Here is a 12,716-nt window from a genome sequence, read left to right on the forward strand (position 1 = left end):
ACATGGCACCCTCGATCCCAGAAAGCGGCGATGCCCAGGAAGGTCCTGCAAGCTTCGATCTTTCGGACAAGCTTGTGCTGCTTTTCGACAGGGACTCGCTCGCAGCCGAAAGCGTTTCGCTGCTGGTTTCCGAGATTCTTGCCAAGCACGTGCAGGCTGCCCGCCGTGGATTGGCGTTCTGCGCCCCATCGAGCGACACTGGATGCAGTTTCCTTGCTGCCAATGTTGCCGCCGCGATGGCGCTTGGCGGTGTCCGTACCTTGGTGATCGACGCGAATTTCCGCGATCCGCAGATACAGACATATTTCCGGCCTGAACGCGAAGTTCCGGGGCTTCTTCATGTCCTGGAGGGAACCGCTCAACTTTCGGATGCCATCCAGACCAACGTCATTCCGAACCTCTCCGTACTTTTCGCCGGAGAAACCAGCCGCGAGGCCGGTCTGCTTTCCTCGGAACCGGCAAAGGCCTTGTTTGCAGAGTGTTTGCGCAATTACGATCTGACGATCGTCGACACTGCGCCTTCGAGCCAGAGTGCCGATACGATCCGCGTTGCGAACATGGTCCGCTATGCGCTTGTACTGGCACGCAAGAACAAGTCCTATCTGGATGATCTGCGCAAACTGATCGCGGACATTCAGCAGAACCGCGGCGAGGTGCTCGGTACCTATCTCAATGACTACTGACGTAGCAGCCGATTCAATCCTGGACGATAACCGCTTCCAGAAGGAGACACTGGGCGCCCTTCGCAAAAGCTGGTTGCTAGCTCTCGTTTGTGCTGCGTTTGCGGCACCAACCATTGTCCGGCTGGCTCAGCAATCCTGGACCCTCGAAATCGGTGCCCATGGCCCCATCGTGCTCCTGACCGGGCTGTGGTTGTTGTCGCGCTGTGATTGGACTTCGTCTCACGAGGGGCCGACCGGAAGGATGGTCGACCATATTCTCGGTTCGCTGGGGATCATCATATCGCTTGCCGTCTATGTGTTCGGACGCGCGTATGATTTCCTCGCCCTCGAAGCTGCGGGAGTTTTTGGCGCAATCCTCGGCTTGCTCATGGTCGTGCTGGGATACCGGGTCCTGATCCGGAATGCATTCCCGCTGCTTTATATGGCGTTTCTTGTGCCGCCCCCCGGCTGGGTTATCGATTATGTCACCGGTCCACTGCAGCACCTGATCTCCTACGCTGCTACCGAGATCCTGCGCTTCTTCGACTACCCCGTGATGAGAAGCGGGGTCGCGATCGAAGTCGCCCAGTACCGCATGCTTGTCGAGGAAGCCTGTTCGGGAATGAACTCGATCCTGGGCCTGATCGCGGTGACGCTATTCTACATCTACATCCTGCACCGCGCGACTTGGCGATATGCACTGGTGCTTGGAATGCTGATCCTGCCGATCGCGATTTTCGTCAACTTTATCCGCGTGATGGTTCTGATCTTGGTGACCTATCACTTCGGCGACGCCATCGCACAAGGAGTGTTCCACAATACCGCGGGCATGGTGCTGTTCGCATTGGCGCTATTGATAACCTTCATGGTCGATGCTGCGCTTCGCAGAGTTTGGGTTGGGGGCAAGAATGCAGATTGATCGCCGCAGCCTCCTTGCTGGCGCTGCATTCGCAACAGCTTTCGGACTTGCCGAATACCTGCGTCCGAAACAGGTCATGCAGATGGCCGGGGACAGGGAATTGGCGGACCTGGTGCCGGAAGCTTTCGGCTCATGGGCCTCGGAACATGACCCGACGCTAATCGTGCCACCGACGGAAGGTGGACTGACTGATCGACTCTACGACCAGCTTCTCATGCGGCGTTATCGCAATGAATCCTCGCGCGAGGAGATCTTCCTGCTGATTGCCTATGGAGGCAGCCAGACCGACGACCTCCAGATCCATCGTCCGGAGAGCTGCTACCCGGCGGTCGGTATGCGAATCCTAGACCGGGAACTGAAAACCATCGAGATCGCGGACCGCGAAATCCCTTGCGTGTCGCTCCTCGCTCATGCGCCTGGTCGATATGAGAGAATTCTCTATTGGAGCCGGATTGGCGACCGCTTCCCTACTTCCGCTTCAGCGCAAAGAGATGACAAGCTCCAGTTCGCATTCAGGGGCATCATCCCTGATGGTGCGCTCATTCGTGCATCGAGTGTGTCTAATAGCCCAGACCAGGACAGCGACAGACTGTCTTCCTTTTTGAGCGATCTGGGAAATAGCCTTGATGGGGAAGCTGCGCGCGTCCTACTCGCCTAGCAATAGTACGACAGGACAGTGCCTCCCGCCATTCAAGTCAGGGAGAAACCGGTTCGGACCGCTTCGAGCCGGTCCGCGAGTTCCCAAGCGTCATCGGGCGTCCTCCATTGAGGATTTTCTGCAGGCTGACATATGGCTGCACAACTTTTGCGATAAGAAAACATGCAATCAGCCCGAGGATCGGCTGGATCATGAAGTATATCGGAAAGAGTGGTTCACCAAGCTCTCCGAATATCGGTTGGAGCGGCACGGCCAGCACCCTGAACAAAGGGAAATGCACGCAAAACAGGAAAAATGCGATGGGTGAAATCTTGGTGAGGTTTTGCCCCAAACTGGTGCCTGCTATCCGGTAGCACAGCGCCCACATGATACCTGCGATGGCGACCCGGTCTGCAACAAGTACCAAGCGGGAGGTCGCTGCAGGCTCGGTTGTCGCTAGCGACCAGAATTCGTAGCTGAGCGAAGTGACAGCCCAGATCGCGCAGAGTGCGACTGTCTTCGAATTGATCTTGGATATCTCGACCGAGCGCAGCCATAGGCCCAAAGTGAAGAATGCCAAGATCATGGTCCGTTGCAGTACCGGCGTGGTCGGCACGATGATCGTGAAAGCAAATGCTAACAGGACCGCAAACGGTCCCCACTTGTCGACAATCCAGCGAAGCAGCGGGAAGATCGCAAAAGTCAGAAACAAGTCACGAAGGAAGCCGAGCGGGATATTTGCTGGCTTTCCACCGATGCCCGACAACGCAGTAAACCAGTCCCTCAACGTGCGCGGCAGGTCTTCGCGGCCTCCAGCCAATTCGTGGGCAACCATCAGCAAGAGCATTACGGCGTTCCAGAGGATGAGCGGAACAACCAGTCTGCCGACCTTGCCTCGCAACATCTCGGGATAGGCTTTGGTGGTCGAGTAGGCGAGCCATCCCGACAAAACCGTCAGGAGCGGAACAGACGCCTGCCCCAATGTAGTAGCGAAAACCCGGAAAAGTACGTCATCGGCCGAGAATTGACCGGTCACCGGAAAGCCGCTCGAACCGGACACTACGTGAACATACATCACGAAGAAGATGCAAGTGATCCTTGCAATCTCAATGGCTTGGGAAGTTCGCTCAGCTGTTCGCACACGCCTCGATAGGCATGGGGACAATAGCCCGCAACATCGTTTTTCCGCCGGACGACATCAGAACCGAATACTGTCCTGTTTCAGGACGCTGTTGTCAGCGCACTCTTCGGACCTTTTCCGGCTTAGCCAAGATTTACGCAAAGTCCGATTGCCGATGGTAACGCTCTCAGCAGCTTGGATGCTGAGAGGTTAAGTTCAGTCAAGAACAGATTACATCGATGGTTTCATATTGGAACTGCTCAAATTTGTGATTGACGCGAGTGTGGTGGCACCGAAGAACTTTGTTTCGCATCGACTGCTTTATTTGGCGAAGCTTGCAGTCGATACTGGCGGGACATTCAATCTAGGCTTGGCATGTTTTGGCAACTTAAGGGAGCGCACCCGGACGCGATCGCGTTGATCGCCCAAGACGGGAGCTGCGTCACATATGCAGAACTCTCCGCCAGGGCGGATGACTGGTCGGATCGACTGCGATCGACCGCAGGAACGCGATCTGCCATCGTTGCGGTCGAAATCGAACCCACACCGGAGTCCATCGGCGCTTATCTAGGTGCACTTCGCGCGGGCATTCCAGTTCTACTTCTCGAGCCATCACGCGAAACTGAAGAATCTCGGATTGCAGAGTTCTGGCAACCGGAAATCATCGTGAGAGCAGGGGAAATCGTTGCGTCTCCCAAGCTTGACCGTGACAAGAAGGATGAGGGCGCAATTCATCCCGAACTTAGCCTCTTGCTGTCGACTTCAGGCACTACCGGCGATCCGAAGCTGGTGCGCCTGTCAGCCGGGAACATCGCTTCCAATGCAGAAGCGATCGTCGAATACCTCGGAATAACCGGTTGCGATCGTGCGATAACCTCCCTGCCACTGTTCTATTCCTACGGCTTGTCGGTGTTGAACTCGTACCTCCAGGTCGGCGCTACGATCGTCCTGACTGATCGAAAAATTCTTGATCCTGAGTTCTGGTCGCTTTGCGAGAGCAGGGGGGTGACCAGTCTGGCGCTCGTCCCGCATCAGGTGGAATTGCTTGCTGCCGGGAATCTCGATCGGCTGGCATTGTCCTCGCTTCGATACGTTACCCAGGCGGGCGGAAAACTTTCGTCGGAAAGCGCTACGACCATGTGGGAGGTCGGCCAATGCCATGGGTGGGACCTCTTCATCATGTATGGACAGACCGAGGCCTCGCCCCGGATGTCCTACGTCCCGCCTCGAATGCTTCCCGAGGCTAGCGACACGATCGGGATCCCCATTCCGGGCGGCAAGATCGATCTCATCGGACCTGGCGGCAAGGCGATCACCGAGCCCAATGTGGCTGGCGAACTGGTTTACCGCGGACCCAATGTCATGATGGGCTATGCCGAGCGTCGCGAGGACCTTGCTAGGGACAAGGAGGTCTCCGCCCTTGATACCGGCGACATTGCGGAACTGACTGAGGACGGGCTTTTCCGCATCGTCGGCCGCAAGAAGAGATTTGCGAAACTGTTCGGACTTCGCATCAGCCTTGATCGCACCGAGGAAATACTTCGCCAAAAGGGCATCCCCGCCTTCGTGATCGCGGTCGATGAGTCGCTGGTAGTCCTGCATCGCGAAGCTCAGGACGGGCCCAAGGCTCGACATGAGATTGAAGGTGCGTACGGGCTGCCCACTGAGTCGGTGCTCTCGGCCCACATTGATGAAGTTCCCCTCGCGCCATCCGGCAAGCCCGACATGCGTGCAATGGCCGCGATCGCGGAGCAGGTAGTCCGCGAGAAGGAAGTTACCGCCGTGGGCGATCAATCGATCCGCACGGCGCTTGCCAGGGCGACGAAACAGAGCGCCGTCGAGCCGGGTGACAGTTTCAATTCACTTGGCGGGGATTCACTCAGTTACATCCAGATGCAGCTCACGCTCGAAGAAAATCTGTCATCAGTACCGGATGACTGGGCGAACATGACGCTCGAGCAGTTGGAAGCCTTGGCGACGGAACAGTCAGGCGGCTCTGGCCAGCTTACCTCCGTGCCATTCGACATCGTCCTGCGAATTCTGGCCATCACTCTGGTCGTCGCCCAGCATGCATCGAACCTGCCACTCTATGGCGGCGTCTGGATGCTTATTGCCCTCATGGGCGCCTCGGCCGAGCGATTCCAGAAAAAGCATATGGTGGAAGGCAAGCCTCTGCTTCTGGCCTGGCGCATGCTCTACCCAATCATCCCTGCCTATTTCCTGCTGCTGTTGCTTTACTCGCAGATGCGATCGGAGGTGCCGCTCGAGTACCTGTTCTTGGTCGGCAACTATTATGTTTTCTCAAAGGGAAGCCTCCTCACAGCGTACTGGTTCGTAAGCTTCTATGCCCAGGTCGTTTTCCTGCTCGCACTTATCGCGGCGATACCGAAGCTGCGGTCCGTTTTCGCGAAATCACCTTTCATAGCGAACGCCACGATGGCCTTTTTCCTCATCGTCGGCATCGCCATTTTCGATCTCCTGAGCGGCTTGCGGAATGGTCCTTATATCGTCTGGCCGGTCAAATTCATCGCATCGCACGGCTTCTTCCAATGCCTCCCCATCTTCCTGATCGGCTGGTGCCTCAGTGCAGCGAGCAGCAATCGGTCCGCAACTGTCGCCCTCCTGCTGGCGGCTGCGTATATTGTCTATTTCTACTTGGTGGTCGGAGGGCTCTTGAAGATTGCCCTGCTGGCCATGACGTTCGTCGCGATATGGCACCCGCTAAAGCTCCGATTGCCATTTGCGTGGTATCGCAACGCAGCGACCTTGGCCTCGGCAACGCTCTTCGTTTATCTGCTCCACCCTGTAGTGGTCTACATCACGAATGGTCTGCAGTTTTCGGAAATAAGTCGCGTAGCAATAGCAATTGCAGTGTCATTCTTCGTCGCCGTCGTCGCACAGAAGATTTTTGCGGCGGTCGAGTCTGGAGTGGTTGGCTCCCGCTGGTACGCAAAGTCGTCAGCTAAAGCGGACGGAAGAAAATTCGTATGAAAGCCAAAGTCCGTCGTTCGGCATTGTGTTTCGTTTCAAGACAGCCGCTAGCTTTGCCCTTCGCATTGACGAACATCGCGCTATCCCAGCGTCGAGCCGGTGCTGCAACATTTCGCTATGTCAACGTTGAGAGCAGTATCGGCTCACCCATCTCTTGACCAGTCATGATTTCCCGCTGGGTTCCGCTTGCGATTACACTCGAACGAGGCAGGTGGAAGATGATCCGGATCTCATGTGCGGATCCATCAAGAATGCAGCCGTGAACATGCGATTTGGGCCTCCCGAAAATTCGGGCAAAAGCGGGCGCCGCTCTCCGCCTTTTCAAGGGCACCCAGCGTGAGCTCGTTGCAAGTACGACCTGCCGCCATTCAGCCTGCCGAGAGAATACAAGGCGCCCAACCTCACCATGCTGGCAAGATGTCGAAAATTCTGCGTTTTGTTGGTTTGGGTTGCTGCCTGGAAAAATGGCTCCCCGAGTTGGATTCGAACCAACGACCAAGTGATTAACAGTCACCTACTCTACCGCTGAGCTATCGGGGAGCAACCCGAAGGCAGGCCGCGCGTATATGGACGTGATTTGGGTTTTGCAAGCGGGCTTTTGGAAAAATTTGGGTGGTCGCGGCAACAGCGTTGCAATCAGACCACGAACTGCTCCGATACTATCCGTTCGTCGAGTGCGTGACCGGGGTCGAAAAGCAAGGTGAGCTCGTTCTCGCGCGCAATTTCAAGGCGTACTTCGGCGATGTTACGCAATTCTCGCTGGTCGGCCACCGCAGAGACCGGGCGCTTGTCGGATTCGATCACGCGGAAGGTCACGCGGCTGCGATCGGGAAGGATCGCGCCTTTCCAGCGGCGAGGGCGGAAAGCGGAAATCGGCGTGAGGGCCAGCAACTGGGAATCGAGCGGCAGGATCGGACCATCCGCCGACAGGTTATAGGCGGTCGAGCCGGCAGGGGTCGACAGCAGCACGCCATCGCAGACCAGTTCCTTGATGCGGACCTTGTCGTCCACTGATACTTCGATCTTCGCTGTCTGACGTGTTTCACGCAGCAGCGAGACCTCGTTGATAGCGCAGAAACGATGTGTTTCACCGTCCTGCGTGACGGCTTCCATTGCAAGCGGTGCAATGGTGTGCGGCTTGGCGCGAGCGACTCGCCCAAGCAGTTTGTCCGGCTGGCGGTTCTTGTTCATCAGGAAGCCGACCGTGCCGAGATTCACCCCATAAGCGGGCAGGATGCGCCCTTCGTCGAGCATGGCATGCAGGCTCTGGAGCATGAATCCATCGCCGCCGATGACCACCACGGCATCGGCATCTTCCAAGGAAACCCAATCGGTTAGGGGGCGAAAAACGGTTTCCGCCGCTTCCTGTGCGCGGTCGGAATCCGATACGAGCAGCGCCAGTCGTTCAAATTCGGACATCATCCGTTCCGTCTGCGTTGCCCCACCACCTTTGCGGAGCCTCGCTAATCCCTATGGACCGCTGTCCCATTTGGCAACAAATGGTAAAACATGGCTAACATTTCGTTAACCGATGCTAAGGGAGGGCGATGGCAAGCATGCCCGACACTGTGGATAGAGATTCGCGTGACGCCCTGACCGGGCTTGGCGATGTGCAGCAATTGCGCCGCACGATCGCCAATTGGTGCGCGGAATGGCCGGATGATTCCGGCCCCTGTCCGATCCACGCGATGCTCATCACCCTCGGACGGATGGAAACCGTGAACGTCGCATTCGGCGAGAATGCCGGCGACGGCGCACTTGTCGAAGTCGCCCAGCGCATCCGACATTTCGCGGCCGACGAACTGGAAAGCACCGCCTGGCTCGCCACGCGACTCTCGGGCAGCAGCTTCATGCTGATATCGATGGGCGAATGTTCGCGCGAACGCTGGCAATGGCTGGCCGAGGCGCTTGCCGATGCGCTGGCAGCTCCCATCGCCAATCCCGATGGCGGCAGCAGCCTGCGCCTGTGGCCGCGTATCTCGCTGATGCGTTCGGGCGAAAACGACAATGCCGACAGTATTCTCGACCGGCTGGCCGAAGTCGCCTCGCGCATGCGGATGTCGCATGGACGCCGTATCGACTGGTCCAGCGGCGTCGTGGATGCATCGCCGCGCTCCAATATCGAGCTCGAAGCCGACTTGCTTGCCGCAATCGATCGCGACGAGATCGAAATCCTTTTCCAGCCGCAATATTCGCTGGTCGACGACCGTATCGTCGGTGCCGAGGCATTGGCGCGCTGGCACCACCCCGTCGTGGGCCAGATCAGCGCGAGTACGCTGTTCCAGATTGCCGAGCGGGCCGACCACATCGCACAGCTGTCGCGCCATATCGCCCGCCGCGCGCTCGAGCATGCCACGCGCTGGCCTGCCAACATGAAGCTTTCGCTCAACATCACTCCCACGGACCTGGCGGCAGAGAATTTCGCGATCGAATTCGCGCGCCTTGCCGAGAAGATCGGGTTCTCGCTCAACCGGATTACGCTGGAAATCACCGAGCAGGTGCTGCTTGCAGACCTCGAACGTGTCGGACGCGTGCTCCAGCAGCTCAAGGTTCTCGACGTTACAATCGCGCTCGATGATTTCGGCGCGGGCTTCTGCAACTTCCGCTATCTCAAGGTTCTGCCGATCGACTGCATCAAGCTGGATAGGTCGATGGTCGAAGGCGTGCTGGAGGATGAGCGCGATCGTGCGATATTCCGCGCGATCATGGGGATGGCAAAGGCGCTCGACCTGCGCGTTCTGGTCGAAGGTATCGAGACCGAACGCCAGCGCGATTTCTGTGCGGCGGAGGACTGCGAGTTCTACCAGGGCTTCCTGCGCGCTGAACCGATGACGCCGCACGCTTTCGTCAATCTCGCCTCACGCTAGTCCTGCGCTCAGGCTGCGGCCTTCTGCCGCTTCTTCGCCTTCCTGACGATCCCCGACAAACCCTTGGTCAGCTGGAACAGGCCGTTGAGACGGCTCTCCGGCGAATTCCACGCGCGGCTGATAACCAGCTTCATGTCGGGACGCAGCTTTGCCGTGCCCTGCAACCGGTCGACATAGGCGATCAGGCCGGGGCCATCGGGGAAGTCGTCATTATGGAACGTGACGAGCGTACCTGCCGCGCCGACATCGATCTTGGCGATGTTCGCCTCGATTGCCTGCAGCTTGATCTGGATAAGGCGCACGAGGTTCTCGGTAGCCGAAGGCAGCGGGCCGAAGCGGTCGATCATTTCGGCGGCCAGCGATTCGATTTCGCCCTGACTCTCCGCGTCGTTGAGGCGGCGGTAAAGCGCCATGCGCACGGCGAGGTCGGGGACATAGTCTTCCGGGATCATGATCGGCGCATCGACCGTGATCTGGGGACTGACCTTTTCCGGCTTGGCCTCGAGGCCGAGTTCACCGGCCTTGGCTGCGAGGATCGCGTCTTCTAGCATCGACTGGTAAAGTTCGAAACCGACCTCGCGGATGTGGCCCGACTGCTCGTCGCCAAGCAAATTGCCCGCGCCGCGGATGTCGAGGTCATGGCTGGCAAGCTGGAAGCCTGCGCCCAAGCTGTCGAGGTCGCCGAGGACCTTGAGGCGCTTCTCCGCCACTTCCGAAAGCGCCACGTCCTTTTCGTAGGTCAGATAGGCATAGGCGCGCAGTTTCGAGCGGCCCACGCGTCCGCGCAGCTGGTATAGCTGGGCGAGGCCAAAGATATCGGCGCGGTGGATGATGATCGTATTCGCGCTCGGCAGGTCGAGCCCGCTTTCGACGATGGTGGTGGCGAGGAGGACGTCGTACTTGCCCTCGTAGAAAGCGCTCATCCGCTCTTCGATCTCGCCTGCGCCCATCTGGCCGTGGGCGGCCACGAATTTCACTTCGGGCACGTTCTCGTGCAGCCAGTCGGATATCTGCTCCATATCCGAGATGCGCGGGACCACGATGAAGCTCTGCCCGCCGCGGTGATGCTCTCGCAGCAGCGCCTCGCGCATCACCATGTCGTCCCACTCCATGACGTAGGTGCGCACCGCGAGGCGATCGACCGGCGGGGTCTGGATCGTCGAAAGTTCGCGCAGGCCCGTCATCGCCATCTGCAGGGTGCGGGGGATAGGCGTGGCGGTCAGCGTGAGCATGTGCACATCGGCGCGAAGCTGTTTCAGCTTCTCCTTGTGGGTGACGCCGAAGCGCTGTTCCTCGTCGACGATGACGAGACCCAAATTCTTGAACTTGGTCTGTTTCGACAGGATGGCGTGCGTGCCGACGACGATGTCGACATCGCCCGAGGCCAGGCCTTCGCGCGTTTCCTTCATTTCCTTGGCGGAAACGAGGCGTGAAAGGCGCCCGACCTTCAGCGGGAAGCCGCTGAAGCGCTGGCTGAAGTTCTCGAAATGCTGGCGGGCGAGGAGGGTGGTGGGCGCGACCACTGCCACCTGCTGACCGTTCATCGCTGCGACGAAGGCAGCACGCAATGCGACCTCGGTCTTTCCGAAGCCTACGTCGCCGCAGACCAGCCGGTCCATCGGCTTGCCGCTTTCGAGGTCGGACAGGACATCGGCGATGGCGCGGTCCTGGTCGTCCGTTTCCTCGTACTGGAAGCGGTCGAGGAACTGGTTGTAAGTCGGCTCGTCCACTTCGAGCACGGGCGCTTTCCTGAGCGCACGCTGGGCGGCGACCTGCATGAGCTCGCCGGCAATTTCGCGGATACGTTCCTTCAGGCGCGCACGGCGTTTCTGCCAGGCTTCGCCCCCAAGCCGGTCCAGCATGACCGCTTCTTCGGATGACCCATAGCGGCTAAGGACGTCGATATTCTCGACCGGGATGAACAGCTTGTCGCCGCCCTTGTATTCGAGCTGTACGCAGTCGTGCTTCGACTTGCCCACGCTGACCGGTTCGAGCCCGAGATATTTGCCGATACCGTGCTCGGTATGGACGATAAGATCGCCCACGCTGAGCGCCTGCAGTTCGGCGAGGAAGGCGTCTGCATCCTTGCGCTTCTTCTTGCGCCGCACGAGACGGTCGCCGAGGATGTCCTGCTCGGTAAGCAGTTCCATCTGGTCGTTGGCGAAACTGGCTTCGAGCGGCAGCACCATAGCGGCGGGCTTGCCCTTGGCGGATAGGCCGAGCGCTTCCTGCCAGCTGTCCGCCAGCTGCACATCTGCACCGGCCTCTGTCAGGATCGACGCGATACGCGCACGGCTGCCGGTCGAATAGGCCGCGAGCAACGGGCGCTTGCCCGCCTTGCCCAGCGCTTTGAGGTGATCGGCAAGCACCGGATAGACATTGTCGCCGCGCGCACGCTCTGGCGCGAAATCCCGGCCCGAGCGGAAGCCGAAGTCGATGACAGTGTCGCTTTCCGGTTCATCGAATGTGGTGGCGCGGTGGGCGGGCGCATCGACCAGCGCCGACTTGAACTCTTCCTCCGTGAGATAGAGGGCGTCGGGTTTCAGCGGGCGGTAGCTGCCCTTGGCCTGTCCGCTCGCCGCCTTGCGCTGGTCGAAGTAATCGGTGACGTCCTTGATGCGCTCGTCCGCCGCGGCGAGACTGGCGTTGTCGATGACCACCGTGTCCTTGTCGTCCAGATGGTCGAACAGTGTCACCAGCCGTTCTTCGAACAGCGGCAGCCAGTGTTCCATGCCTGCAAGGCGCCGGCCTTCGCTCACCGCCTCGTAGAGCGGGTCCTGCGTGGCATTGGCGCCGAACATCTCGCGATACCGGCTGCGGAACCGCTTGATGCTGTCTTCGTCGAGCAGCGCCTCGCTGGCGGGAAGCAGCAAGTGATTGTCGAGCCTGCCGGTGCTCATCTGCGTGTTGGGATCGAAGCTGCGCAGCGATTCCAGTTCATCGCCGAAGAAGTCGAGGCGGAGCGCTTCGTCGAGCCCGGAGGGGAACACGTCCACGATCGAACCGCGGATCGCGTATTCGCCCTTGTCGATTACCGTGTCGGTGCGGCTGTAGCCCTGCTTCTGTAGCAAAAGCGACAGGCTCTCGCGCCCGATCTCGGTGCCCGGTTTGAACTCTCGAACGCTTTCGCGAATGCGGAACGGGGTGAGCACGCGTTGCAGCACCGCATTGGCGGTGGTGACCACCAGCTGCGCCTTCGCCTTGCCGGTCTGGAGCCTGAACAGGGCGGCGAGGCGCTTCGCACTGACCGTCAGCGCGGGGCTTGCGCGGTCGTACGGGAGCGAATCCCAGGCGGGAAATTCGATCACTTCCAGTTCTGGCGCGAAGAACTGAGCTGCATCGGCAACCGAGCGCATCGCCGCATCGTCGGGCGCAATGAAGACCGCGCGGCCGGTTCCGGCGCGTGCAAGGTCGGCCATCACCAACGGCTGGGCGCCGCGGGCGATCTGCGCCAGCGTGAGTTGCGTATCGGCTTTGAGGATGCGGGATAGGTCGGGCATTATGGGGTCAGCGCCGTAAC

Annotated in this window: 8 protein-coding genes and 1 tRNA gene; 5 read left to right on the top strand and 4 right to left on the bottom strand. The window is 59.3% G+C overall.

Annotation, left to right across the window (positions count from 1 at the left end):
- The first annotated feature begins 2 nt into the window (after positions 1-2).
- Genes K3136_RS13645 through K3136_RS13655 form a run of 3 tightly spaced genes read left to right on the top strand, consistent with a single transcriptional unit; the run spans position 3 to position 2,239 of the window.
- A complete protein-coding gene (locus tag K3136_RS13645) occupies positions 3-683 on the top strand; it encodes a CpsD/CapB family tyrosine-protein kinase (RefSeq protein ID WP_221430834.1) in 681 nt (226 codons plus the stop codon).
- Complete coding sequence (gene xrtV / locus K3136_RS13650; RefSeq protein WP_221430835.1) at positions 673-1,581, top strand: exosortase V; 909 nt, start codon at positions 673-675, stop codon at positions 1,579-1,581. Before K3136_RS13645 ends, xrtV begins: the two co-directional genes overlap by 11 nt.
- On the top strand, positions 1,571-2,239 hold the full coding sequence (locus K3136_RS13655) for an exosortase C-terminal domain/associated protein EpsI (protein WP_221430836.1): 669 nt from the start codon (positions 1,571-1,573) through the stop codon (positions 2,237-2,239). Before xrtV ends, K3136_RS13655 begins: the two co-directional genes overlap by 11 nt.
- 37 nt (positions 2,240-2,276) lie before the next feature.
- Here K3136_RS13655 and K3136_RS13660 read toward each other — a convergent pair whose 3' ends face one another.
- Entirely contained in the window at positions 2,277-3,359 is a 1,083-nt protein-coding gene (locus K3136_RS13660) for an acyltransferase family protein (protein ID WP_282099967.1), read from the bottom strand.
- Between the two features lie 354 nt (positions 3,360-3,713).
- Between K3136_RS13660 and K3136_RS13665 the strand changes: the two genes are divergently transcribed.
- On the top strand, positions 3,714-6,329 hold the full coding sequence (locus K3136_RS13665) for an AMP-binding protein (protein WP_221430838.1): 2,616 nt from the start codon (positions 3,714-3,716) through the stop codon (positions 6,327-6,329).
- Positions 6,330-6,794: 465 nt separating this feature from the next.
- Here the strand turns inward: K3136_RS13665 and K3136_RS13670 are convergent.
- Together K3136_RS13670 and K3136_RS13675 are read right to left on the bottom strand one after the other, a co-directional pair.
- Positions 6,795-6,869 (bottom strand) — tRNA-Asn (locus tag K3136_RS13670).
- Positions 6,870-6,965: 96 nt separating this feature from the next.
- Positions 6,966-7,748, bottom strand: a complete 783-nt coding sequence (locus K3136_RS13675) for an NAD kinase (protein WP_221432343.1) — start codon at positions 7,746-7,748, stop codon at positions 6,966-6,968.
- 137 nt (positions 7,749-7,885) lie between these two features.
- Here K3136_RS13675 and K3136_RS13680 point away from each other — a divergent pair, with 137 nt between their 5' ends.
- Positions 7,886-9,196 carry a bifunctional diguanylate cyclase/phosphodiesterase gene (locus K3136_RS13680; protein ID WP_247711376.1) on the top strand — a complete coding sequence of 437 codons (1,311 nt, stop codon included), beginning with the start codon at positions 7,886-7,888 and terminating at the stop codon, positions 9,194-9,196.
- Positions 9,197-9,204: 8 nt separating this feature from the next.
- Here the strand turns inward: K3136_RS13680 and mfd are convergent, their stop codons facing one another.
- A complete protein-coding gene (gene mfd, locus K3136_RS13685; protein ID WP_221430840.1) occupies positions 9,205-12,696 on the bottom strand; it encodes a transcription-repair coupling factor in 3,492 nt (1,163 codons plus the stop codon).
- Between the last annotated feature and the right edge of the window lie 20 nt (positions 12,697-12,716).

The sequence above is a fragment of the Qipengyuania gelatinilytica genome (assembly GCF_019711315.1).
Taxonomy (GTDB): domain Bacteria; phylum Pseudomonadota; class Alphaproteobacteria; order Sphingomonadales; family Sphingomonadaceae; genus Qipengyuania; species Qipengyuania gelatinilytica.

Bases quoted from the DNA above. Each gene is read 5' to 3' on its own strand.
- K3136_RS13645 (WP_221430834.1), top strand. From the start codon at position 3: ATGGCACCCTCGATCCCAGAAAGCGGCGATGCCCAGGAAGGTCCTGCA.
- xrtV (WP_221430835.1), top strand. From the start codon at position 673: ATGACTACTGACGTAGCAGCCGATTCAATCCTGGACGATAACCGCTTC.
- K3136_RS13655 (WP_221430836.1), top strand. From the start codon at position 1,571: ATGCAGATTGATCGCCGCAGCCTCCTTGCTGGCGCTGCATTCGCAACA.
- K3136_RS13665 (WP_221430838.1), top strand. From the start codon at position 3,714: ATGTTTTGGCAACTTAAGGGAGCGCACCCGGACGCGATCGCGTTGATC.
- K3136_RS13675 (WP_221432343.1), bottom strand. From the start codon at position 7,748: ATGTCCGAATTTGAACGACTGGCGCTGCTCGTATCGGATTCCGACCGC.
- K3136_RS13680 (WP_247711376.1), top strand. From the start codon at position 7,886: ATGCCCGACACTGTGGATAGAGATTCGCGTGACGCCCTGACCGGGCTT.
- mfd (WP_221430840.1), bottom strand. From the start codon at position 12,696: ATGCCCGACCTATCCCGCATCCTCAAAGCCGATACGCAACTCACGCTG.